At 65.3% G+C, this 22466-nt stretch carries 20 protein-coding genes and 1 riboswitch; of the genes, 14 read left to right on the top strand and 6 right to left on the bottom strand.

Translation table 11 applies throughout. The features are described 5' to 3' along the window. Nucleotides 1-153: 153 nt before the first annotated feature. Both dnaE and M2333_RS06010 read left to right on the top strand, forming a co-directional pair. The gene (gene dnaE, locus M2333_RS06015) at nucleotides 154-3690 is read left to right on the top strand and encodes a DNA polymerase III subunit alpha (protein WP_264611161.1); all 3537 of its coding nucleotides are present in this window, start codon (nucleotides 154-156) and stop codon (nucleotides 3688-3690) included. Nucleotides 3691-3884: 194 nt separating this feature from the next. Next, nucleotides 3885-4487 (top strand): PEPxxWA-CTERM sorting domain-containing protein, encoded by a 603-nt coding sequence (locus M2333_RS06010; RefSeq protein WP_264611160.1) that lies wholly within the window; start codon nucleotides 3885-3887, stop codon nucleotides 4485-4487. Between the two features lie 26 nt (nucleotides 4488-4513). Here M2333_RS06010 and M2333_RS06005 read toward each other — a convergent pair whose 3' ends face one another. Further along, the gene (locus M2333_RS06005) at nucleotides 4514-5593 is read right to left on the bottom strand and encodes a PA0069 family radical SAM protein (protein WP_264575904.1); all 1080 of its coding nucleotides are present in this window, start codon (nucleotides 5591-5593) and stop codon (nucleotides 4514-4516) included. Nucleotides 5594-5699: 106 nt separating this feature from the next. On the opposite strand from M2333_RS06005, the gene M2333_RS06000 reads away from it, so the two are divergent. Together M2333_RS06000 and rmuC are read left to right on the top strand one after the other, a co-directional pair. Then, a complete protein-coding gene (locus M2333_RS06000) occupies nucleotides 5700-6212 on the top strand; it encodes a YbjN domain-containing protein (RefSeq protein ID WP_264575903.1) in 513 nt (170 codons plus the stop codon). 66 nt (nucleotides 6213-6278) lie between these two features. Beyond that, complete coding sequence (gene rmuC, locus M2333_RS05995) at nucleotides 6279-7727, top strand: DNA recombination protein RmuC (RefSeq protein WP_264611159.1); 1449 nt, start codon at nucleotides 6279-6281, stop codon at nucleotides 7725-7727. On the opposite strand, the gene M2333_RS05990 is transcribed toward rmuC, so the two are convergent. After that, on the bottom strand, nucleotides 7724-8386 hold the full coding sequence (locus M2333_RS05990) for an HAD family hydrolase (protein ID WP_264611158.1): 663 nt from the start codon (nucleotides 8384-8386) through the stop codon (nucleotides 7724-7726). The genes rmuC and M2333_RS05990 overlap by 4 nt on opposite strands. A 145-nt stretch (nucleotides 8387-8531) precedes the next feature. Between M2333_RS05990 and M2333_RS05985 the strand changes: the two genes are divergently transcribed. After that, the gene (locus M2333_RS05985) at nucleotides 8532-9824 is read left to right on the top strand and encodes an amidohydrolase (protein WP_264611157.1); all 1293 of its coding nucleotides are present in this window, start codon (nucleotides 8532-8534) and stop codon (nucleotides 9822-9824) included. 429 nt (nucleotides 9825-10253) lie between these two features. Here M2333_RS05985 and M2333_RS05980 read toward each other — a convergent pair whose 3' ends face one another. Then, nucleotides 10254-10634, bottom strand: coding sequence for a hypothetical protein (locus tag M2333_RS05980; RefSeq protein ID WP_264587112.1), 381 nt, complete (start codon nucleotides 10632-10634; stop codon nucleotides 10254-10256). 243 nt (nucleotides 10635-10877) lie between these two features. Between M2333_RS05980 and prsK the strand changes: the two genes are divergently transcribed. Together prsK and prsR are read left to right on the top strand one after the other, a co-directional pair. Next, complete coding sequence (gene prsK, locus M2333_RS05975) at nucleotides 10878-12965, top strand: XrtA/PEP-CTERM system histidine kinase PrsK (RefSeq protein ID WP_264611156.1); 2088 nt, start codon at nucleotides 10878-10880, stop codon at nucleotides 12963-12965. Continuing rightward, entirely contained in the window at nucleotides 12965-14329 is a 1365-nt protein-coding gene (gene prsR, locus M2333_RS05970) for a PEP-CTERM-box response regulator transcription factor (RefSeq protein ID WP_264611155.1), read from the top strand. The genes prsK and prsR overlap by 1 nt, the downstream gene beginning before the upstream one ends. 58 nt (nucleotides 14330-14387) lie before the next feature. Here prsR and M2333_RS05965 read toward each other — a convergent pair whose 3' ends face one another. The 3 genes from M2333_RS05965 to M2333_RS05955 all read right to left on the bottom strand — a co-directional run bounded on the left by M2333_RS05965 (nucleotide 14388) and on the right by M2333_RS05955 (nucleotide 15857). Beyond that, nucleotides 14388-14753 carry a glycine zipper 2TM domain-containing protein gene (locus tag M2333_RS05965; RefSeq protein WP_181559532.1) on the bottom strand — a complete coding sequence of 122 codons (366 nt, stop codon included), beginning with the start codon at nucleotides 14751-14753 and terminating at the stop codon, nucleotides 14388-14390. Between the two features lie 110 nt (nucleotides 14754-14863). After that, nucleotides 14864-15220, bottom strand: a complete 357-nt coding sequence (locus tag M2333_RS05960) for a GntR family transcriptional regulator (RefSeq protein WP_264611154.1) — start codon at nucleotides 15218-15220, stop codon at nucleotides 14864-14866. 58 nt (nucleotides 15221-15278) lie between these two features. After that, on the bottom strand, nucleotides 15279-15857 hold the full coding sequence (locus tag M2333_RS05955; RefSeq protein ID WP_264611153.1) for a nitroreductase: 579 nt from the start codon (nucleotides 15855-15857) through the stop codon (nucleotides 15279-15281). Between the two features lie 219 nt (nucleotides 15858-16076). Between M2333_RS05955 and M2333_RS05950 the strand changes: the two genes are divergently transcribed. From M2333_RS05950 to M2333_RS05920, 7 genes are all read left to right on the top strand, one after another. Continuing rightward, nucleotides 16077-17660, top strand: coding sequence for a peptide MFS transporter (locus M2333_RS05950; RefSeq protein WP_181559535.1), 1584 nt, complete (start codon nucleotides 16077-16079; stop codon nucleotides 17658-17660). Nucleotides 17661-17710: 50 nt separating this feature from the next. After that, entirely contained in the window at nucleotides 17711-19063 is a 1353-nt protein-coding gene (glmM, locus tag M2333_RS05945; RefSeq protein ID WP_264611152.1) for a phosphoglucosamine mutase, read from the top strand. After that, nucleotides 19056-19280 (top strand): DUF1272 domain-containing protein, encoded by a 225-nt coding sequence (locus M2333_RS05940; RefSeq protein WP_181559537.1) that lies wholly within the window; start codon nucleotides 19056-19058, stop codon nucleotides 19278-19280. Before glmM ends, M2333_RS05940 begins: the two co-directional genes overlap by 8 nt. A 90-nt stretch (nucleotides 19281-19370) precedes the next feature. After that, entirely contained in the window at nucleotides 19371-19694 is a 324-nt protein-coding gene (locus M2333_RS05935; protein ID WP_264611151.1) for a TraR/DksA family transcriptional regulator, read from the top strand. A gap of 52 nt (nucleotides 19695-19746) precedes the next feature. Continuing rightward, the gene (gene thiD / locus M2333_RS05930) at nucleotides 19747-20868 is read left to right on the top strand and encodes a bifunctional hydroxymethylpyrimidine kinase/phosphomethylpyrimidine kinase (protein WP_264570187.1); all 1122 of its coding nucleotides are present in this window, start codon (nucleotides 19747-19749) and stop codon (nucleotides 20866-20868) included. Next, nucleotides 20865-21446 carry a ribonuclease HII gene (locus tag M2333_RS05925; protein WP_264570188.1) on the top strand — a complete coding sequence of 194 codons (582 nt, stop codon included), beginning with the start codon at nucleotides 20865-20867 and terminating at the stop codon, nucleotides 21444-21446. Before thiD ends, M2333_RS05925 begins: the two co-directional genes overlap by 4 nt. A 37-nt stretch (nucleotides 21447-21483) precedes the next feature. Beyond that, a riboswitch (yybP-ykoY riboswitch) is annotated at nucleotides 21484-21669 on the top strand. Between the two features lie 3 nt (nucleotides 21670-21672). Beyond that, on the top strand, nucleotides 21673-22242 hold the full coding sequence (locus tag M2333_RS05920; protein ID WP_181559541.1) for a TMEM165/GDT1 family protein: 570 nt from the start codon (nucleotides 21673-21675) through the stop codon (nucleotides 22240-22242). Nucleotides 22243-22466: the final 224 nt, after the last annotated feature.

Genomic DNA, 22466 nt, shown 5'->3' with positions numbered 1-22466 from the left:
CATCTTGGGTCCGGCGCGCAAGTCCTTGCAAGATCGGGCGTTCAGGGGGATTGCGGGGATGACCCAGTGCCGGCGGTCTCAGTGGTGCAAAGCCTGTGGGTAACTTGCGCGCGGCCCTTTCCAGATGGACGCCAAAGCCCCATAACAGCGGTCATGCCGCACCAGCCCTATGTTCCGCTCCGAAACCTGTCGGCCTACACCCTGCTGGAAGGCGCGATTGCGCCCAAGCAGCTTGCCGCGCGGGCCAAGGAACTGGGCTTCCCGGCCGCCGCGCTGACCGATCGGAACGGCCTTTATGCGGCCATGGCCTTCTCCGACGCGGCCGCCAAGGCCGGCGTGCAGCCGATCATCGGCACGACGCTCGCGGTGGCGCGCCCCGGCCGGCCGGACAATGCGCCGGTGCAGATCGACTGGCTTGTCCTGCTGGCGCAGGATGATGTCGGCTATGGCAATCTCTGCGCGCTGGCGAGCCGCGCCCATGTCGAGCGGCCGGAAATGGAGGAGGCGCATGTCTCCTTCGAGGCGCTGGAGCGCCATGCCGATGGGCTCATCTGCCTGACGGCCAGCGGCGAAGGCGCACTCGCCCGGTTGCTGGCGGAAGGCCTTCCGGAGGAAGCCGGTCGCTATCTTGGCCGTCTCTCCGCGATGTTCGGCGATCGTCTCTATATCGAGCTGTCCCGCACGGACGATGCGATCATGGCGGCGGCGGAAGACGCGCTGATCGACCTCGCTTATGCGCGCAACCTGCCGCTCGTCGCCACCAATCCCGCCTGTTATGCCGATGCCGGCTTCCATCCGGCCCATGACGTGCTGCTCTGCATCGCCAACAGCAGCTATGTCGAGAGCGACGACCGCCCGAAAAGCTCGCCGCAAAGCTGGATGAAGCCGGCCGATGCGATGCAGCAATTGTTCGCCGATCTGCCCGAAGCCATCGCCAACACCCTCGTCGTGGCGCAGCGCTGCGCGGTGATGGCGCCCAAGCGCAAGCCGATCCTGCCCAGCCTTGCCGGCGACCGCGACGGTGAGGAGGCGCAGTTGCGCGTCGATGCGACGGCGGGTCTGGTCGGGCGCCTGCGCAAGATCCACCAGCAGACGCATGGCGAGGCCGCGGCCGAGCTTGACGAAGCTGCGCTGCGGGAGAGCTATCCGGACTATTTCACCCGGCTCGATTTCGAGCTGGATATCATCATCCAGATGGGCTTCCCCGGCTACTTCCTGATCGTGGCCGACTTCATCAAATGGGCAAAGGCGCAGGATATTCCGGTGGGGCCGGGCCGTGGATCGGGCGCTGGTTCGGTCGTCGCCTGGGCGCTGACGATCACCGATCTCGATCCGCTGGCGCTGGGCCTGCTGTTCGAGCGCTTCCTCAATCCCGAGCGCGTGTCGATGCCGGACTTCGACATCGACTTTTGCGAAACCCGGCGCGGCGAGGTCATTCGCTATGTGCAGGGCAAATATGGCCATGATCAGGTCGCGCAGATCATCACCTTTGGTACGCTGAAGGCGCGCGCGGCGCTCAAGGATACCGGCCGGGTGCTGCAAATGGGCTATAATCAGGTCGACCGGCTGGCCAAGCTCGTCCCCAACCACCCGACCGACCCATGGACGCTGGAGCGGACCATGAACGGCTCCGCCGAGTTCGTGGCCGAATACAAGGCGGACGGACAGATCAAGCGGCTGGTCGATCAGGCGATGATGCTGGAAGGCCTGCCGCGCAACAGCTCTACCCACGCCGCCGGCGTCGTGATCGGCGATCGTCCGTTGTCGGAGCTGATCCCGCTCTACCGCGATCCCAAGTCCGACATGCCGGTGACCCAGTTCGACATGAAATATGTCGAGAGCGCGGGACTCGTGAAGTTCGACTTTCTGGGCCTCAAGACCCTCTCGGTGCTCCAGCGCGCGGTCAAGCTGCTCGCCAAGCGCGGCGTTAGCGTCGATCTGGAAGGGCTGAGCTGGGACGACGCGAAGGTCTACGATCTGCTCAAGCGGGGCGACACGGTCGGCGTGTTCCAGCTGGAATCCGAGGGCATGCGCAAGACGCTCGCCGCCGTGAAGCCGACCAATTTCGGCGACATCATCGCGCTCGTCTCGCTCTACCGGCCCGGCCCGATGGACAATATCCCGCTGTTCGGACGCCGTAAGAATGGCGAGGAGGCGATTGAATATCCGCATGATCTTCTCGAGCCGATCCTGAACGAGACCTACGGCATCTTCGTCTATCAGGAACAGGTGATGCAGGCCGCGCAGATCCTTGCCGGCTACTCGCTCGGCGGCGCCGATCTGCTGCGCCGCGCCATGGGCAAGAAGGTGAAGGCGGAGATGGACGCCCAGCGCGCGACCTTCGTCGAAGGCTGCAAGGCGCACAACCAGATCGACAAGAAGAAGGCCAATGAGCTGTTCGACTTGATCGACAAGTTCGCCGGTTACGGCTTCAACAAGAGCCACGCCGCAGCCTATGCGCTGCTCGCTTATCAGACGGCCTGGCTCAAGGCCCATTATCCGGCCGAATTCTACGCCGCCTCCATGGCCTTCGATATCCACCAGACGGACAAGCTGACCGTCTTCGTGGATGACATGCGCCGCATGGGCCTGACCTGCCTGCCGCCCGACATCAACGTGAGCGAAGCCGATTTCTCGGTGGAACCGGACCCGGAGGACGCCAGTCGCCATGCCGTGCGTTATGCGCTCGGTGGCCTCAAGGGGGTGGGCGAGAAGGCGATGGAGACGCTGGTCGAGGAGCGGTTCCGGGGCGGCGCGTTCCGCGATCTCGATGATCTCGCCGGGCGGATCGAGCCGCGCCTGCTCAATCGTCGGCAGCTTGAGAGTCTCGCGGCGGCCGGCGCCTTCGACAGCCTGGGGCTGGACCGCGCGGTGGTCCATGCCGCGGCCGAGGCGCTGCTGGCGGTTGCCGCCAAAGCCGCCGAGCAGCGCGAGAGCGGGCAGGGCGGCTTGTTCGGTGGGGAGGATGTTTCCCATGCGGATGTGCCGCTGCCGGATGTGAAATGGGCCGCCGTCGAGCGCATGGCGCAGGAGAAGGAGGCGTTCGGCTTCTATTTCTCGGCGCACCCCGTGGACCGCTACCGCATCCTCGCGCGCGGCAAAGGCGTGCGCAGCTATGCGGAACTGTGCGGCCAGTCGGATGGCATTGGCGGGGGCGACCGCACGGGCGCGATGATGGCCGGGCTGATCGAGGATATACGCTGGCGCGAGACCAAGCGCGGCGCCCGCTATGCTTCGGCGACCTTCTCGGATTCGAGCGGGCAGTTCCAGGCCAGTTGCTTCGATGAGGAAAGTTGCAAGCTGCTCGCCACCCTGCACGAGAGCAACGAATGCGCCCTGCTGACCGTGGAGCTGGATCGCCAGCCCGGTGAGGAGACCCCGCGCGTCACCGTGCGCAACGTCCAGTCCTTCGCGCGCCTCGCGGGCACGGCGCGAATGCGGATGGTCATTTCCGTGGAGGAGCCGAGCGCTATTCCTGCGCTCCGGCAGATGCTGGGCGAACGGCGCGGCGCGCGCTCGACGGTGGAGCTGGACGCGGCGCTGCCCGATGGCGGGCGGGCGCGGGTCATCCTCGGCGAGGATTTCCAGCTCGATGCCGAGCTTGGCGAGCGGGTCGAAACGGTGCGCGGTGTGACCAAGGTGGTGCTAGCTCAGCACGGGCCGCAGCTGGCGCTGGTCGCCTCCCGCTAAACCGTGCCTGACGCGCGACGTGCTGCACCGCACCGCGAGGGCGCGCGGACCAACGCGGCTTTCCTCGCCTCGTGAGCACAATTGAACGCAGCGCTATTGTGCGTTTGCGAAATGTTAACCATCGCAGCGGCGGGGGTGCCATCCCGTTCCATCGGGTGGCGTCGGGGGTGACTCTTAGGATTTGGGAGTTACCGATGAAAACTATGTACAAACTGCCGCTTCTCACAGCGGCGCTCATGGCCGGAGCTGCCTTGGCGGCACCATCACAGGCCGCAATCATCAGCTTCGATGGTCTCTCCGGATCGGGTGATCCGTTCACCAGCTACACGCAGGATGGGTTTACCTTCGCCAATGTGCTGGGGTCTTCCGTGGTCGATACCGGCTCGGGCAATAGCGCGCCCAGCGTCGGCTTTGGCGGCGGGACGGCGCTCAGCCTGTTCGATCTGACGGCGGGCGGCGCGAGCTTCACGCTGGACAGCTTCGATTTGGCGACCGTGGACAGCAACCTGCTCTACAGCGTGACCGGCTTTGCGGGTCAGGTGCCGGTGTTCAGCCTGCTCTCGACCTTCTCCGGGGATTTCTCCACCATCGCCGGCGCCAGCAATCTGGTTGACCGGGTCGTCTTCGGCTTCGTTGTCGGTGGCGCTTCGGCGAACATCGACAATATTGCCGTAAACGGAACCAACGCTCCGCCGGTGCCTGAGCCGGCTGTCTGGGCCATGCTGGTCATCGGCTTCGGCGCGGTTGGCTACACGTTGAGGGGTCGCAAGGCGACGATGCGCGTGTCCTTCAACTGATCTGACATAGCCGAAGGGCGGTCTGTTCATCGCAGCATGCTGAACAGATCGCCCTGATCGGACGGCGGCACGAACAGGTCATGCCGCAGCGCAAGGCGGCCCTTGCCAAGGCCATGGCGTGCCTGAGCGACGCGGAAGCGGGTGCCGATCAACTCCGCATAAGCCCCGAACCCACGCATGCGCGTGCCGAAATTGGGATCATTGTCGCGCCCGCCCCGCATCGACTGAATGAGGCTCATCACCTTGGCGGCCCGGTCCGGATAATGCGCATCGAGCCAATCCCGGAACAGCGGCGCGACCTCGAAGGGCAGCCGCACCGGAATGAACGAGACCGATTGCGCGCCCGCCTCTGCGGCCGCCGCGACAAGCGCCTCGATCTCATGATCGTTGATCGCCGGGATCATCGGTGACAGGCTGGCATGGGCCGGCACCCCCGCCTGTGAGAGCCCGCGGATCGCCGCGAGCCGACTGGCAGGCGAGGGCGCGCGCGGCTCCAGCTTGCGGTGCAGCCCGGCATCCAGCGTGGTCAGCGAAATCGCCACCGCGACCAGCCCCTGCGCCGCCATCGGCGCCAGCAGATCGAGATCCCGCAACACCCGGTTGGATTTGGTGGTGATCATCAGCGGATGGCGGCAGTCCGCCAGCACCTCGATGCACGCCCGCGTGATGCGATACCGCGCTTCGATGGGCTGATAGGGGTCGGTGTTCGTCCCCATCGCGATGGTCTTCACCAGATAAGCACGCTTGGCGAGTTCCTGCCGCAGCAGCCTGGCCGCGTCCGGCTTGGCGAACAACCGGCTCTCGAAGTCCAGCCCCGGCGAGAGATCGAACCGGGCATGGCTCGGCCGCGCAAAGCAATAAATGCACCCATGTTCGCAGCCCCGATAGGCATTCACCGATTGCTCAAACCCAATGTCGGGGGAATTGTTGCGGGTGATGATCGTGCGCGCCTGCTCCAGCGTCACGGTGGTGCGCAGGGGGGGCGGCTGATCCTCCTCGTCCGCCAGTCGCGCATCCAGCCAGTCGCCATCCACCTCGCGCGCGGGCAGGTGGAAACGGCTCGATACCTCGTTGGCCGGGGCGCCGCGCCCCTTGATCGCACTCATGCGTCAATAGAACATATGAAGAACATATCTGCAATGGGCTTTGCGGTGTGGCGATGTCCGCTTCATCGCGATAAGGCCGTGGCCGTAACGAGCAATGGGGACGACGATGAAGACGACCGCTTGGATTTCCGCTGCGGCATGTGCGTTTGTGATGATGACGGCGCCCGCTCATGCGGCCGATGAGGAACCGTGCGGCAAGGGGCTCGTCTGCGCCAATGCGCCCGAGACGGTGGTGAAGGCGATCCAGGACGCCGGCTACAAGGCCAGCCTGAGCAAGAGTGAGTCGAGCGGCAACCCGATGATCACCAGCGCGGCGAGCGGCTACAACTTCAACATCTATTTCTACGAATGCGAGGACGGCAAGAACTGCGCCTCGCTGCACTTCTCGACCAGCTTCGTGGATGACGGCAAGAACACGCCAGAGCTCGCCAATTTGTGGAACCGCAAGAACCGGTTCAGCCAGATGGCGGTGGACGAGGATGGATCGCTCGACCTGACCTATGACGTGACAACCTATGGTGGCCTGACCCAGCGCAATTTCGCCGATGTCGTCGACTGGTGGCAGACGATGCTCGGCGCCCTCAACAGCTTCTTCCGCGAGCAGGGCCATATCGAGTGACGGGCTTGCGCTTGTGAGGCGGGGGCGATAGGTTCTCATTTCGTTCCTGTTTTGCCGCGAGTTGCCGTGACCGTTGAAAGCCTCGTTCTTAGTCTGCTTCTTCTGCTGGTCGGGCTTGTCGCCGGCTGGCTGATGCGCGCCCGCATGGCTGCGCCGGTCGAGGCTGAGCGCAAGGCTCTCGCCGACCGACTCGCCACCCTTGAGGATATGCGCAACGCCGCGCTGCGCGACCTCGCGGTGGCGGCGAGCCGGGCGGAAGAGACCGACGCCTTGCGCGCGAAATTGGAGGACACCGATCGTGCGCGGGACGAGGCCGAACGGATGCTCGCGGCTGTGCAGGCCGATCAGAAGGCGCGGATGGAGGGCTTCGAGGCCCAGATTCGCGCGCTGGGTGAGGCGCGTGAGCAATTGTCTGCGCAGTTCAGTGAGACCGCCGGCAAGTTGCTGAATGAGGCGCAGCGCATGCTCATCGAGCGCGCCGATCAGCGCTTCCATCAGGCCCATGAGAAAAGCGAGGCCAGTCTCAAGGCGCTGTTGCAACCGGTCGAGACGACGCTGAAGCGCTATGAGGAGGGCCTCGGCAAGGTCGAGAAGGAGCGGGTGGATAGCTACGCCGCGCTGCGCGAGGCCGTCGAGCAGGTGCGGCTGGGCAGTGCAGAGGCGCGGGTCGAGACGGCGCGACTGGTGAATGCGCTACGCTCCAGCCCCAAGGCGCGCGGACGCTGGGGCGAGCAGCAGTTGCGCAATGTGCTGGAAATGGCGGGCCTCAGCCAGTTCGCCGATTTCCGCTCGGAAGTTTCGGTGGATACTGCTGACGGCCGCCTGCGCCCGGACGTGATCGTGCGTCTGCCCGGGGGCCGGCAACTCATCATCGACGCCAAATGCTCGCTCAACGCCTATCTGGAAGCGGTCGACGCTGTGGACGAGGTGGTGCGGGCCGGGCATCTCAAGGCCCATGCCGGCGCGATCCGCAACCACGCGCAGCAGCTTGGCGCGAAGGATTACTGGACGCGCTTTGGCGATGCGGCGGACTATGTCGTGATGTTCATCCCCGGCGAGCACTTCCTCGCGGCCGCGCTGGAGCAGGATGACGGCCTGTGGGAATGGGCCTTCGAGAAGCGTGTGCTGCTCGCCACGCCGACCAATCTGGTCGCCATCGCGCGGACCGTCGCGAGCGTCTGGCGGCAGGAGAAAATGGCCGAACAGACCCAGCAGATCGCGGCGCTCGGCAAGGAGATGTATGAGCGGCTGGCGGTTGCCGCCGGGCATCTTTCTTCGCTCGGCCGCAGCCTCAATGGCTCGGTCTCCAGCTACAATAAGTTCGTCTCCAGCTTCGAGAACCGCGTGCTGGTGACCGGCCGTCGCTTCAAGGATCTAAGTGTCGAAACCGGATCGCGGGAGATCGACGCGATCGAACCGGTCGAGGCGCTTGGGCGGTTACCGGCACCGGGCGAGAGCGCCGCTCAAGAGGCCGATGCCATGGCCGACGAGCGAGTCACAGGGCGCGCGGACTAGCGTCGTTCGACCAGGTGGCCCTCCGAAAGCGACGCCAGCACGATGTCGCGCACGGCATGCAGATCCTCGACGATGTGGGCGCATAGGCCCTGCATTTCTGATGTGGGCGCCATCAGATCCGGCACCATCACCGTCATCATGCCTGCCGCGGCTGCCGAGCGCACGCCATTGTGTGAATCCTCAAGGGCAAGGCAATCCGCCGGCGAGACGCGCAGCCGCTCTGCGGCGAGGAGATAGGGATCGGGCGCCGGTTTTCCCGCCTGATAATCGCCAAACGCCACGACATGCATGAACCGATCCGCCAAACCATGATGCGCCAGATGATGCCGGACCTGCTCATGGCCGGAGGATGTCGCGATCGCGCGGGGCAACGCTGCCGCATCGAGCACATCAAGCAGCGCTTCCACACCGGGCTTGAGCGGCAAATCCCGCGCCACGAACTGGTCAAAGTGCGCCCGCACGCGATGCCGAAAATCATCGGCCGGAAAATCGCCGCCGAAATGGTCGAGCAATTGCTGGCGCGCCGTCGGCCATGGGCACCCCAATGTGGCATTGAACAGCGCAGCGGTGATCGCATGGCCGCCCTCGTCGCCGGCGGCAAACATCGCCGCGCGATAGAGCGTCTCGGTGTCGAACAGCACGCCGTCCATATCGAACACCACGGCTCTTGTGGGGGGCGGTCCAGCTTCATGCTCGCCTCATAGGCAGAGAGCAGGCGGGTTGGAAGCGCTGCGGTCTCACTGCCCTTCCAAGGCGCGCAAAAGCGCCTATGATCGCGGCCGTCACGGGGCAGAAGGAGTTGGCATGTCTTTCAACGAAGCGTCAAACGAAGCCATTGCGGCCTCCCATATAGACGCGACCATCGATGCGGCGCTGCCCGAACTGATGGAGATCTATCGCGACCTGCATGCCAATCCGGAGCTGAGCTTTCAGGAAGTACGGACCGCGGCGACGCTGGCGGCGCGAATGCGGGCGCTTGGCTTTGCCGTTACCGAGCAGGTCGGGCAGACGGGCGTCGTGGCTGTGCTGGAGAACGGCCCCGGCCCGGTGGTGATGATCCGCGCCGACATGGATGCGCTTCCGCTCGAGGAAAAGACCGGTCTGCCCTACGCCTCAAGGGTCCGGGCGACGACGCGCGACGGCATCGAGAGCCCGGTGATGCACGCCTGCGGCCACGATACGCACATGACGGCCTGGACCGGCGCGGCGCAGGCGCTGATTGGGCTGCGGGCGCGATGGTCGGGGACGCTGGTGATGATCCTGCAGCCGGCCGAGGAGATCGGCCTGGGCGCCAAGGCCATGCTTGACGATGGGCTGTTCACGCGCTTCCCCAAGCCAAGCCATGTCCTTGCCTTCCACGACAGCGCGGAACTCGCGGCCGGCACCATCGGCTACACGCCGGGCTGGATACTGGCGAATGTGGACAGCGTCGACCTCACCGTGCGCGGCCAGGGCGGTCACGGTGCCTATCCACACAAGACCATCGACCCGATCGTGATCGCCGCGCGCATCGTCACCAGCCTGCAGACGCTGGTCAGCCGCGAGTGCGATCCGCAGGAGGCTGCCGTGGTCACGGTCGGCAGCTTCGTCGCCGGCGCCAAGCACAATGTCATACCGGATGAGGCAAAGCTGCTGATCACCGTGCGCAGCTATTCCGATGAGACCCGCGCGCGCCTGCTGGGCGGCATCGAGCGGATCGCGCGGGGCGAGGCGATGGCGGCCGGCGTGCCGGAGGACCGGATGCCGATCATGACGGTGGAGCAGGATTACACGCCGGCCACCTACAACACGCCCCAGTTCAGCGACCATGTCGCGGGCGTGCTGCGCGCCCATTTCGGTGCCGATCGGGTGCGGCAGGTGCCCTCGGTGATGGGCGGCGAAGATTTCGGTCAATATCACCGTGCCGATAACAGCATCGAGAGCATGATCTTCTGGGTCGGCGGGGTGGACCCTGACAAGGTGGCCGCGGCGCGGCGCGGAGAGATCAGCCTGCCGTCGCTCCACAGCCCGCTCTGGGCGCCCGATCCCCATGCGGTGATCGGCACGGCCGCAAAGGCGCTGACGGTGGCGGCGCTGGATATTTTTGGGAAGTCGTAGGTCGGGTGGGCGCATTCACTGATTGGCCGTTATCTTGTATTTATCTTCGAAGGCGCCATTCCGGACACGCCGCCGTTGTGGGCATCGTTGGCATGAGGCAACTGGGCGAGCATGAGGCGGCGGAACCTAAAACTATCGGATTATGGCGTTCACATATTCGGAGCGCTTTTCACTTTCGCATTCCTAACTTTCGCGAGAGAACGAGGTTGGTCTTGGTCGTTATCCATCATCGTGCTGATTGTGGTTTCGATCCCGATAGGTTTGGGACTCGCATGGCTGAGTCTACGATTTAGATCGCGGCGAAGAAGGCGCCCCTAACCAAGCGTTTCGGTTCCAGATCGAGCAAGTCTGCGCTGCTCCGTCGCGGACGTCCAAGAGATATGAATTCTCTACGGGGCGTGGACTGATTGCTGCAAGATCACGCGCGCATCAATAATGCGGTTTGCCATCGTCGCCGCCAAAACCGGACTGCGGCGAGAAGTTTTCCGCGTGGGCCGGGGGCGCCGGTGCGGGGACATCCTCGGCGACCGGCTCGGGAAGCGAGACGCGGGCGGACTCCACGTCCAGCGTCGGGTTGGCATCGAAGAGGGGATCGGTCGATCCGGGCGCCTGTTCCACCATCGGCGGGGGCGGCGCCTCCGTGTCCGGTTCGGACTGAGTCTCGTTCATCGACGGGTCTGGGCCCTGCCCGCCGTTCGCCGCCATCTCTGCCGCCGGGTCCGAAGGGAGGACATCGCTGATGCCCATCACAAGCACCGGGCCGCCGATGATGAAGGCGAGGGCGATTAGCAGATAGATGCGGTTGGGCATGAACGGCTCCGGCTCGTCCGGTCTTCGCGGACGCGGGCATGATAAGCAAACAGGCTTAGCATCCGGTAAAAATCGGCATCGCGCGCCGGCAGTCTGCGGCGTTCAGCATATTTTTGCTATTTCACTGTAAGTCGGCCGGGTGTCGGATCATCTTACACTGAGCTGTAAAGCGGGATGGCGGGGCTACGGCGTGGGCGGTGTGCTCGTCACGGCCGCGCGGTCGCTTAGCCGAGGGGGATGCGCATGGCTGTCTGGCTGATTGCCGGCCATCTGGGGCACGCGCTCGCGGCGATCCTGTTCGCCACGCTCGCGATCCTGATTTCGCGACAGCCCCACCGCATCGCCGCGCCGCAGTTCGTCATCGTGGCGCTGGCGCTGACGGCGCTGTGGTCGCTGCGGCACGCCTTTGTCGGCTTCAGCCCGCTCGGCCAATTGAGCGATGGCGTCACCGAGACCATGCGCAATGCGGCCTGGCTGGCAGCACTGGCCAGCCTTTCGCGGGTCTGGCGACCGGGCGGGCGGGCCGGCCCCAAGGTCGTGGTGCTGGCTCTGGCGCTTGTGCTCGCGGTTCAGCTGATTTTCGATCTGCAGATGGGCGAGGGCATTCGGGTCGATCGGCGCATTCTCGTCTATTTCGAGATGACCTGGATGTTGCGCGCTGCCTTCGCTCTGGGCGCGCTGCTGCTGCTCTTCCGCTGGAACACCGGGCGCGGTGACCCGGAATCGGCCCGCCGCGAGGGTTGGCTGGCCGCCGCGCTGGCCTGCATGTGGGCCTATGATTTCAATCATTATCTGCTGGTCTGGTTCGCCGAAGGGAGCATGACCCCGCTCGCGCCGATGCGCGGGTTCGTGATGGCGGTGCTGGCGATCATGCTCGCATTGGGCCTGCGCAGCGATGGCACGCGCGCCTTCGCGCTCTCGCGCACACTGAAGACCCGGCTCGTCTCTGCAGGCCTCGCGCTGTTCTATATCTGCGTCATCCTGCTGCTGGTCGGCTTGCTGAGCGGCATGAGCGCTCCCATGGCGCGCATTGTCCAGTTCGCGCTCCTGTTCACCCTTGCCGTCGCGGTCCTGGCCTTTCTGCCGTCGGCGTCCATGCGCTCCTGGCTGCGGGGCGAAATCTCCAAGCATGTGTTCGCGCATCGATATGACTATCGCAGCCTCTGGCTCCGCTTCTCCGCCACGATGGATGGCGGAGATACGGATGATACCAGCCTCGATTGCCGCATCGCGCGGGCGATTGCCCAGGCGGTCGATGCGCCGGCCGGTGCGCTGTATCTGAGGCAGGATGAGCGTCTGGTCCGCGTCTGCGCCTATGCGTGGCCAGAGGCTAGCGCTGCGCCGCTGACCCTGCCCATCGCCGTCACCGACCGAATGGTCCCGGCCGGAAAGATCCTCGACATCGCGCGTGAGGGGCATGATCTGGGCGACCTTCTACCGGCCTCGATGTTGGAGAGCCGTATCGCTTGGGCACTTGCGCCGCTCATCTGCCGCGATGAGATCATCGGCGTGATGCTGCTCGCGGCACCGCCACGTTCTCGCGCGCTCGACTGGGAGGATTTTGACGTTCTGCGCGTCGTCTGCGGTGAAGCTGCCGCTCGCGTCGCGGAGGAGCGCCATCGCGAGGCTTTGGCTGAAGCGCAGCGGTTCGAAGAGTTCAACCGCCGCTTCGCCTTCATCCTGCACGATCTCAAGAATCTCGTGAGCCAGATGACGCTGCTGGCCGGCAACGCCCGCCGCCACGCAGACAATCCGGCGTTCCGGGAGGATATGATCCTGACGCTGGAAGAAACTTCATCGCGGATGAACGACCTCATCCAGCGCCTTGGGCGTGGCGGGCAGGCACGCCCCTCCGAGCGCGAGGAACTGCTGCTGGGGCCATGGCTCGGCGATCTCGGCCGCGCCTGGGCTGGCGGCACGCGCAATGTCGTCGTGGAGGGCGCGCTCGAGCAGCAGGTGATCGTCGACGCCGATAATCTGCAGCGCGCGCTCACCCATCTGGTGCGCAACGCTATCGAGGCCAGCCCGGATGAGGCCTTGGTGCGGATCGTCGTGGAGCAGGGCGATGCCTGGCTCGATCTTCACGTTATCGATCGGGGCAAGGGGATGAGCGCCGCCTTCATGCGCGACCGTCTGTTCCGCCCCTTCAGCTCCACCAAAGCCAATGGATTTGGCCTTGGCGCGCATGAGACGCGCGCGCTGGTCGAGGCGATGGGCGGCCGGCTTCTCGTCCAGAGTGTCGAGGGAGAAGGCAGCCAGTTCACGATCCGGCTGCCAGTCACCAGCCCAAGTGAGAACGCAACAGACATGCCGATGCGGAGTGCGATGTGATGGGGGATAGCCGCCCGAAATTGCTGATCGTCGAAGATGATCCAGGTCTGCAGCGCCAGTTGCGCTGGTCCTATGACGGTTATCACATCCTGATCGCCGGGGATCGGGAGGAGGCGATGGACATTCTGCGTGCCGAAGCGCCGCCGGTGGTTACGCTCGACCTGGGGCTACCGCCCGACCCGGATGGAATCACCGAAGGGATGGCCGCACTGGCGCAGATCCTTGCCGAAGCCCCGGCGACCAAGGTGATCGTAGCGTCCGGTCAGGGCGACCGCGCCAGTGCCCGGCGTGCGATCGGGCAGGGGGCGTGGGACTTCTACCAGAAGCCGCTCGACATCGACTCGCTGGGGCACATCGTCGCCCGCGCCTTCCACGTCCACACGCTGGAGCAGGAGAACCGGCGGCTTGCCGAGGCGGTCCCCGCCGATGCGCGGGTGCTCGGGCATATGATCACGGCATCGCCGGAAATGCTCAAGGTCGCGCGCATGATTGAGCGCGTGGCGAGCGCCAGCGTGTCCGTGATGCTGCTTGGCGCCAGCGGCACTGGCAAGGAACTGCTCGCCCGCGGCCTGCACGAAAAGAGCGACCGCGCCGCCGGGCCGTTCGTCGCGATCAACTGCGCGGCGATCCCTGAGACGCTGCTGGAAAGCGAACTGTTCGGGCACGAGAAGGGTGCATTCACCGGTGCAGTCAAAACCACGCCCGGCAAGATCGAACAGGCGCAGGGCGGCACGCTATTCCTCGATGAAGTGGGCGACATTCCGCTGGCCCTGCAGGTGAAGCTGCTGCGCTTCTTGCAGGAGCGGACCATCGAGCGGATCGGCGGACGCCAGCAGATCGCGGTCGATTGCCGGATCGTTTGCGCGACCCACCAGAATCTGGAGGAGATGATCGCCCAGAGCCGCTTCCGCGAGGATCTCTATTATCGTCTGGCGGAGATCATCGTGCGCATCCCGGCTCTTGCGGAGCGAACCGGTGATGCCGTGCTGCTGGCGCGCCATTTCGTCGCCCGCTTCGCTCCGGAACTGAATGCACAGGTGCGCGGCCTGGCCAGCGATGCCATTGCCGCCATCGATGCCTGGCACTGGCCGGGTAATGTGCGGGAGCTGGAAAACCGCGTCAAACGCGCGGTCATCCTGGCCGAGGGCAAGATGGTGACCGCAGGCGATCTTGATCTGGATGGAGCAGCCGGCGAGGATGGTCCGGTGGTCAATCTGCGCGCGGTCCGCGAGGCGGCCGATCAGGCGGCGATCCGGCGGGCGATCGCCCGGTCCGAGGGCAATATCTCAGGCGCGGCCCGAATGCTGGGGGTGAGCCGGCCGACGCTCTACGATCTCATGAAAAGCTATAATCTCCAGAGTTGAGCGGCCCGTGCCGGAGCGACCTTGTGGCCACTCCGGCGCGTCCAAACTCAAGCGCCGATCAGCGGCAGCGCGCGCCGCTGCGCTCGATTTCCCGACCGAGCAAGGCGCCACCGGCCGCTCCAAGCACGGTGCCGAGCGTGCGGTCGCCCCGCGTATCGATGGTCCGGCCCAGCAATGCGCCACCGGCTGCGCCGATGATCAGGCCCGTCGTACCGTTCGCGCGCTTGCAATAATAGCGGCCATCGTCGCCGCGCCATGTGCGCGTGTCGCGAGTGATCGGGCGGGGCTCGCGATAATAGCCGCGGTCGTCATACATACGGCTGGCGCCGTGCCCGTGCCGATGCTTGCTCTTATGGGCTTCCGCAGGGGCTGCGCTCATCATCACGCCGACAGCGGCGAGGGTAGCAAGGGCGGTCTTGATCATGTCTTGTCTCCGTTCAACCTGATGCGACAAGTCTGGCGAGGCCAATCGCAACGGCAGATGAACGAGGGATCAGACGCGATAGGTCGATGGGCTGGAGCGATGGGCCGTGGTCAGCCGGTGGTCACGCGATCTCGTTCGGTCAGCTCTTCCAGCGTGATTCCAATGCGATGCATCTGCTCGGAGACACCTGGCCAGACCGCACTGAAGAAGCGTTCGCGCTCCATCGCCCGCAAGCGACGCGATGCGCCCGGCGCGACGAACATGCCGACGCCGCGGCGGACCTGCACCAGCCCTTCATCCTGAAAGCTCTGATAGGCTTTGGCGACGGTCAGCGGATTGGCGCCCTGCTGGGCGGCAAAGGCGCGCACGGATGGCAAGACATCGCCATCGGCAAAGCGTCCCTCCAGAATGGCGGCGGCGATTTCGTCGCGCAGGCGCAGATAAACGGGCCGGCTCTCATCGATCATGCTGCATCACTGACATAATACAGTGGATCGGTCAAGGCGCCGGCCAGGAAGGGTGCGATCAGCCGCCCGACCAGATCGACAACACGTCGTCCAGCTCCGGCCGGGGGCGCTCGTCCAGATCCCGCGAGGGCGTGCCGATGAACACGAAGCCGGCGATCCGCTCCTCGCTGGTGCCGAACGCATCGCGCACGGCCTCGTTGTAGGACGGCCAGCCGGTCAGCCAACCTCCCGCAAAACCCATGGCATGGGCGGCATGCAGCAGGTTCATCGTCGCCGCACCGACGGAGAGCTCCTGCTCCCACGCCGGAATCTTGGAAGGCTTGGGCGAGGACAGGACAACGATCAGCGCCGGCGCCTGATGCGCGAACTGGTGCATCGCCTCGATTTCCAGCCGGCCAGCCTCGGGCTTCTCGGCGAGGTAGGCGCGCTCGAGCAGCGCCGCCAGCGCCGCGCGCTGGTCGTCGGCCACGATCACGAACCGCCAGGGGGCGAGCTTGCCATGATCGGGGGTCCGCGTCGCGATCCGTACCATTTCGCGCTGCTCATCGAGCGAGGGGCCGGGCGCCGCGAGATCGCGCGGTTTGCCGGACCGGCGGGATGCGAGATAGGCGGGGAGGGAAGAGCGGTCGTTGAACATGCCGTATCGCTAGCCAAATCCGGTCGATCCGCCAAGCGCATTTGCGAATTGATCGCAATGTCGCGGCGGTAGCGGCGCTTTTCGCTACGGCAGGGCCGATGGAGCGGCTCGCATCGAGGCCGGCGGAAAAAAGCGCTTTTCTCAAATGTCAGACTCTCTAAGTCTCGTGGGCATATTGTCGCGGCCGGCGTCTCGCCGTTGCCCGGACCAGGAGACTTTATGGCGACCATTCCAGCCATCGCCCTCATCGCGCTCGTCGTGCTTCTTGCCGGCGGCGCGGTTGGGCTTGTGAGCAAGAAGCAGGAGTTTATCGGCCATCCCAAGGGCCTCTACATTCTGTTCTTTGCCGAGATGTGGGAGCGCTTTTCCTATTATGGCATGCGCGCCCTGCTGATTTTCTACCTCACCAAGCATTGGCTGTTCAGCGATGGACAGGCGAACCTTGTCTACGGGGCCTATACCAGCCTCGTCTACGTCACCCCGGTGCTGGGCGGCTATCTCGCCGACCGTTATCTGGGCCAGCGCAAGGCCGTGCTGTTCGGCGCGCTGATCCTCACCGCTGGCCACTGCCTGATGGCATTTGAAGGCTCGGGCGGACAGGATGATCCCACGATCAATATCTTCTGGCTGGCGCTAAGCTGCATCGTTGTCGGCTCGGGCTTCCTCAAGGCCAATATCTCGGTGATCGTCGGCCAGCTTTACGGGCTTACCGATCCGCGCCGCGACGGCGCCTACACGATCTTCTATGTCGGCGTGAATGTGGGCGCGGCCATCGGCACCATCATGGCCGGTTGGCTCGGCGAGACGTACGGCTGGAAATATGGCTTCGGCGCGGCGGGCGTTGGCATGTTGCTGGGCGCGGCGGTGTTCGTCATCGGCAAGCCGTTCCTGATGGGCAAGGGAGAGCCGCCCAAGCCGCTCACCTTGCGCACCGAATGGCTGCTCTACGCTATCGGTGTCGCTTCCATCGGCGTGATCTGGTTCCTCGTCCAGTATCAGGATATCATCGAGACGCTGCTTATCGTCGCGGGCGTCGCCCTGCTCGGCTATGTGCTCTACGCCGCGATGAAGCTGCAACCGGACGCACGCGACCGGATCTTTGCGATCGTGTTCCTCGTCGCGCTCAACCCGGTGTTCTGGGGTCTGTTTGAACAGGCCGGCGGCAGCCTCAACCTCTATACGGATCGTTATGTCGACCGTGGCGGTTTCCAGACCACCTTCTTCCAGTCGCTCAACCCCATCTACATCGTGTTGCTCGGGCCGGTCTTCGCCTGGCTTTGGCTGTGGCTGGGCAAGCGCGGCTGGGAGCCGTCCGCACCGGCCAAATTCGGTCTGGCGCTGGCGCAGGTCGGCTTCTCCTTCCTCATCTTCGTGTGGGGCGCCCAGTCCGCGGGCATGGCGGCGCTGACGCCGGTACTGTTCGTGTTCCTGGTGTATCTCTTCCAGACCACTGGTGAGCTGTGCCTTTCGCCTGTCGGGCTCTCCGCGATGAACCGGCTGGCCCCCAAGCATCTCGCCAGCCTCATCATGGGCGCGTGGTTCTACATGTCGGCGGTGGGCAATTTCGTCGCCGGCAAGATCGGCGAGGCGACCGGCGGTCATGATGGCGAGATGACCAAGGAAGCAACGCTCTCGGTCTACAACACCATCGGCTGGTGGACGATCGGCATTGCCGTCGCGGTGCTGGCGGTCTCCCCGCTGGTCAAGCGCCTGATGCATCTCGACACGCTGAAGGAAGAGGATGAACCGGTCGATGATCGCCCGGAGGAAGGCCTGCGGGACCAGACGGCGCCTGTGCGGTGAGCCTTCAAGGGGGCTGGCGCTGCCGGCCCCCGATCCGCTAAGCACCGGCGATGACCAGACGCTTCTTCGGCACGGATGGCATCCGGGGCCGCACCAATCAGTCCACGATGACGGCCGAAATGGCCATGCGGGTAGGCATGGCCGCCGGCCGACACTTCATGCGCGGCAGCCATCGCCACCGCGTGGTGATTGGCAAGGATACGCGGCTTTCCGGCTATATGATCGAGAATGCGCTGGTCGCGGGCTTTACCAGTGTCGGCATGGACGTGGTGCAATTCGGCCCGATCCCGACGCCCGCCGTAGCGATGCTGGCGGCATCGATGCGCGCCGATCTCGGCGTGATGATCTCGGCCAGCCACAATCCTTATTATGACAATGGCATCAAGCTGTTCGGGCCGGATGGCTACAAGCTCTCCGACGCCGACGAGCTGAAGATCGAGGCGCTGATCGAGGGCGGCGAGATACCGCTGGCTCCGTCCGAGGGCATCGGGCGCGCGCGGCGGGTCGAGGATGGGCGCGGGCGCTACATTCACTTCGTCAAATCGACCTTCCCGCAGCATCTGCGGCTCGATGGCCTCAAGGTCGCGCTCGATTGTGCCAATGGCGCCGCCTATAACACCGCGCCCTACACCTTCTGGGAGCTGGGAGCTGAGCTAGTCCAAATCGGCGTGACGCCCAACGGCACCAACATCAACGATGGCTGCGGCTCGACCGCTCCGCTGCTGCTGCAGGAGACGGTCGTGGCATCCGGCGCCGACATCGGCATCGCGCTCGATGGCGATGCCGACCGGCTGATCGTGGTGGATGAGACCGGCACCATCGTGGATGGCGACCAGATCATGGCGCTGATCGGCACGAGCTGGGCGCGGCAGGGCATGTTGAAGGGCGAGGGGGTCGTCGCCACGGTGATGTCCAACCTGGGGCTGGAGCGAAAGCTCGCTAGCGAGGGCATTCCCCTCATCCGCACCAAGGTCGGCGACCGTTATGTGCTGGAAGAAATGAAGGCGCGCGGCTGCAACGTCGGAGGCGAGCAGTCCGGCCACATGATCCTCTCCGATTATGCGACGACGGGCGACGGCACCATTGCCGCGCTCCAGGTACTCGCCGCGCTGGTGCAGAGCGGCAAGCCGGCCAGCGCCCTGCTGCGCCAGTTCGAGCCGGTCCCGCAATTGCTCAAGAATGTCCGTTTCGCCGGCGGTAAGCCGCTTGAGGCGCAGAGCGTCCAGGCCGTGATCGCCCAGGCGGAAGCGGAGCTTGATGGGGTGGGGCGCCTCGTCATTCGGCCGTCCGGCACCGAGCCGGTGATCCGCGTGATGGCCGAAGGGGACGATGGCGATCAGGTCGTCCGCGTGGTGGACCGCATCTGCGATGCCGTGGCAAGCGCGGCGGCCGCCCATGCTTGAGATGCGCCCGGATTGCGAGCGCTGCGGCGCCGATCTCCCCGCCGATGCGGGTGGTGCCTTCATCTGCTCGTTCGAATGCACCTTTTGCGCCGAATGCGCCGAGGATCTGGACGATCGCTGCCCCAATTGCGGGGGCGAGCTGCTGGACCGGCCGAGCCGGACTGGCGACGCGCTCAAGCGAAACCCCGCTTCGACGGAGCGCCGCTTCAAGGGCTGAGCGCCCGCGCGACCGGTTTGATCTGGCGCATGGATTGGCGCGCATCACTCCCTAGACTGGCATCGAGCAGTCGGACGGAGAGGTGTGACCATGGATATGATGGACGCAAAGGCACGGCTTCTGGCTATGCGCGATGATTTGAAAGCCCGGCAAAAGCGGCTTGCGGTCGATCTGGACGAACCGCTGAATGCCGATTCAGATGAACAGGCAAGCGAAGTGCAGGATGATCGCGCACTGGAGCAGCAATCTGCACTGGTGGCGCGCGAGATCGGCTCGGTCAATCGTGCGCTCGCGCGGATCGGGGCGGGCGTATACGGCGCCTGCGTGCTGTGCGGCGAGCCCATCGCGCCGGCGCGTCTGGCGGCCCGGCCCGAGGCATCGCTGTGCATCGCCTGCGCCCGTAAGGAACAGTGAGGCGCAGCGCCAGCGGCTCGACTTCCGCGCCGGCAAGGGGCAAAAGCGCCTCATGAGCTATCCTCGAATCCTGATCATCGCCGGCTCGGACTCCGGCGGCGGCGCCGGCATCCAGGCGGACGTCAAGACCGTCACCATGCTGGGTGGCCACGCCATGACGGCGATCACCGCGATCACCGCGCAGAATACGCTGGGCGTGCAGGCCGTACATCCCGTGCCGACGGACATGGTGCTCGCGCAGATCGACAGCGTGGTCAGCGACATCGGCGTGGACGCCGTGAAGATCGGCATGATCGGCTCCGCGGAGACGGCGCTGGCGGTCGCCGACCGACTTGAGAGCATCGGCGCGCCGGTGGTGCTCGATCCGGTGATGGTCGCGACGAGCGGCGGCGTGCTCGCGGACGCCGCCACCATCGAGAGCCTGCACGAGCTGATGGGCTGGGCGTTCGTCACGACGCCGAATCTCCCCGAACTGGAGGCGCTTGGCGGCGAGGCGGACCTGACTGCGCGGGGCGAGATGCTGCTCATCAAAGGCGGCCACGCGCCCGGCGAGATCATCACCGACCGGCTTGTCGGTTCGGAAGGCGAAATCGCCCGTTGGGAAGGGGCACGCATCCATACCGAGGATACCCATGGCACGGGCTGCACCCTGGCCAGCGCCATCGCGACCGGGCTGGGGCAGGGGCTCGATCTGCCGGAGGCGATTGCCCGGGCGCGGCTGTTCGTGCGGCTGGCTCTGCGCACTGCGCCCGGCCTCGGTCGCGGGCATGGTCCGATGGCGCATGGCGCGGTGCGGCTCGATATGGGACCGAGCGGCCGCCTCAATCAGATTTCCGTGCCGGTCAGTGATTATGCCGCCTCGCGCGATTTCTACGAGGATCTGGGCCTCACCCTGATCGTGGACAGCCCGGACCAGCCCTATGCCCGGTTCGAGGCGCCGGGCGGCGCGACCCTATCCCTTCATGGCCAGCAGCATGGCGTCTATCTGGAATGCGATGATCTCGATGCCCGGGTGACGGCGTTGATCTCGGCGGGCCTCGTCTTCGATAATGAGCCGGTGGATCAGGCATGGGGCTGGCGCGAGGCCTGGCTGGTCGATCCGGCCGGTAACCGCGTTTGCCTTTATTCGGCGGGCGAGAACCGGCGCTATCCGCCCTGGCGGGTCGAGGGATGATCGCGGGTGTCGACGAGGCCGGGCGTGGGCCGCTGGCCGGGCCGGTGGTCGCGGCGGCGGTCGTTCTCTGCAAACCGCGCCCGTCCGGCCTGGATGACAGCAAGAAGCTGAGCGCCGCCAAGCGCGCGGGTCTGGAAGCGACGATCAAGCGCCGCTGCCACTGGGCGGTCGGCGTGGTGGACGTCGCCGAGATCGACCGGCTCAACATCTTTGGCGCGACGATGCTGGCGATGACGCTCGCGGTCGAGGGGCTGTGCGCCCGCCTGGGATGCGATCCGCGCGAGGTGCTGGTCGACGGCAATCTCACGCCGCATGGCCGGCGCCCCGAGTGGCGCTGGTCGGCACGGGCAATCGTCGGGGGGGACGCATTGGAGCCCTGCATTTCCGCCGCGTCGATCATCGCCAAGGAACATCGCGACGCGCTGATGCGGGAAGCCGCGCGCGACCATCCGCATTATGGCTGGGAGCGGAACAAGGGCTACGGCACCGCCGATCACCTTGCCGCCCTGCGCCAGCATGGCCCAAGCCCGCTTCACCGCCGCAGCTTCGCACCGGTCGCACAACTGGCCTTTCTGTAGGGCGCCCGTTGACGGGAGACTGCCGAGCGCCTAAGGCGCTGGGGTCATCTGGGGAGTAGCCAGCTGCCGGTTTCCGGCAGGCCTGCGCGTCAACATACTCGGTCGAGAGGCCGTGGCGGCAGGGAATCCAAGCATTCCGGCGAGACCAATGACATCGAGCTTCCGTCCAGGCCGGGCGGGAGGCGCGGTGTCATTGTTTGTCTTGTTGCCCGGCTGAGGATTTTTCATGGAAGCTCTGTTCACCTCCACCGCCGTCGTCGCGCTCGCCGAAATCGGCGACAAGACGCAGTTGCTGGCCATCCTGCTCGCCACCCGGTTCAAGAAGCCGGTGCCGATCATCCTCGGCATTCTCGCGGCGACGCTGGCCAACCACTTTCTGGCGGCTCTGCTCGGCGCGAGCGTGGCGTCCATCTTTCAGCAAAATTGGTTCCACTATCTGGTCGCAGCCGGCTTTCTCGCCATGGCGATCTGGACGCTGATCCCCGACAAGATCGACGATCTGGAGGACAAGCCGGCCCGCTTCGGCGCGTTCGTCACCACCACGATCGCCTTCTTCCTGGTGGAGATGGGCGACAAGACGCAGATCGCGACCGTCGCGCTTGGCGCGCAGTTCCATCAGGTCGGCCTCGTGACGATGGGCACGACCCTCGGGATGCTGATCGCCAATGTCCCGGCAGTGTTCCTCGGGCACGAACTGCTCCGCCGCGTGCCGCTCAAGGTGGTGCGCATCGTGGCGGCCAGCCTGTTCGCGGTCATCGGCCTGTGGTTGCTGATCCAGGGGCCGGGTAGCCTTTGAAAATCGATAATGCCGGAGGCTCGGGTAAAATATTTTTCGGCCCCTCGCGGCCCTGAGTCTTCGGCGCAACACCACAACATGTTGAGTCCTGCCTGAATCGCAGGACTCCATCCCTCGTGTGGGACTCGTTTCGTTCTCATTTCCGGCCCGGATTCTTCGCGTGACTCCAGTCCGTTACCGCTCTTGACGGTGGACTCGTCGTGACTCACACCGGGCGCACAAAC

The sequence above is a fragment of the Sphingobium sp. B11D3B genome, assembly GCF_025961735.1.
Lineage (GTDB): Bacteria > Pseudomonadota > Alphaproteobacteria > Sphingomonadales > Sphingomonadaceae > Sphingobium.
Note: the sequence above shows the minus strand (reverse complement) of the source record. Positions and strands in the feature narration are given on the sequence as shown.

What these genes read in the sequence shown, in the direction of transcription:
- dnaE (WP_264611161.1), top strand. Translation starts at nt 154, where the DNA reads ATGCCGCACCAGCCCTATGTTCCGCTCCGAAACCTGTCGGCCTACACC.
- M2333_RS05955 (WP_264611153.1), bottom strand. Translation starts at nt 15,857, where the DNA reads ATGTTCAACGACCGCTCTTCCCTCCCCGCCTATCTCGCATCCCGCCGG.
- M2333_RS05965 (WP_181559532.1), bottom strand. Translation starts at nt 14,753, where the DNA reads ATGATCAAGACCGCCCTTGCTACCCTCGCCGCTGTCGGCGTGATGATG.
- M2333_RS06005 (WP_264575904.1), bottom strand. Translation starts at nt 5,593, where the DNA reads ATGAGTGCGATCAAGGGGCGCGGCGCCCCGGCCAACGAGGTATCGAGC.
- prsR (WP_264611155.1), top strand. Translation starts at nt 12,965, where the DNA reads ATGGGGGATAGCCGCCCGAAATTGCTGATCGTCGAAGATGATCCAGGT.
- M2333_RS05920 (WP_181559541.1), top strand. Translation starts at nt 21,673, where the DNA reads ATGGAAGCTCTGTTCACCTCCACCGCCGTCGTCGCGCTCGCCGAAATC.
- M2333_RS06010 (WP_264611160.1), top strand. Translation starts at nt 3,885, where the DNA reads ATGAAAACTATGTACAAACTGCCGCTTCTCACAGCGGCGCTCATGGCC.
- M2333_RS05980 (WP_264587112.1), bottom strand. Translation starts at nt 10,634, where the DNA reads ATGCCCAACCGCATCTATCTGCTAATCGCCCTCGCCTTCATCATCGGC.
- M2333_RS05985 (WP_264611157.1), top strand. Translation starts at nt 8,532, where the DNA reads ATGTCTTTCAACGAAGCGTCAAACGAAGCCATTGCGGCCTCCCATATA.
- M2333_RS05950 (WP_181559535.1), top strand. Translation starts at nt 16,077, where the DNA reads ATGGCGACCATTCCAGCCATCGCCCTCATCGCGCTCGTCGTGCTTCTT.
- M2333_RS05935 (WP_264611151.1), top strand. Translation starts at nt 19,371, where the DNA reads ATGGATATGATGGACGCAAAGGCACGGCTTCTGGCTATGCGCGATGAT.
- M2333_RS06000 (WP_264575903.1), top strand. Translation starts at nt 5,700, where the DNA reads ATGAAGACGACCGCTTGGATTTCCGCTGCGGCATGTGCGTTTGTGATG.
- prsK (WP_264611156.1), top strand. Translation starts at nt 10,878, where the DNA reads ATGGCTGTCTGGCTGATTGCCGGCCATCTGGGGCACGCGCTCGCGGCG.
- M2333_RS05925 (WP_264570188.1), top strand. Translation starts at nt 20,865, where the DNA reads ATGATCGCGGGTGTCGACGAGGCCGGGCGTGGGCCGCTGGCCGGGCCG.
- M2333_RS05940 (WP_181559537.1), top strand. Translation starts at nt 19,056, where the DNA reads ATGCTTGAGATGCGCCCGGATTGCGAGCGCTGCGGCGCCGATCTCCCC.
- M2333_RS05960 (WP_264611154.1), bottom strand. Translation starts at nt 15,220, where the DNA reads ATGATCGATGAGAGCCGGCCCGTTTATCTGCGCCTGCGCGACGAAATC.
- glmM (WP_264611152.1), top strand. Translation starts at nt 17,711, where the DNA reads ATGACCAGACGCTTCTTCGGCACGGATGGCATCCGGGGCCGCACCAAT.
- thiD (WP_264570187.1), top strand. Translation starts at nt 19,747, where the DNA reads ATGAGCTATCCTCGAATCCTGATCATCGCCGGCTCGGACTCCGGCGGC.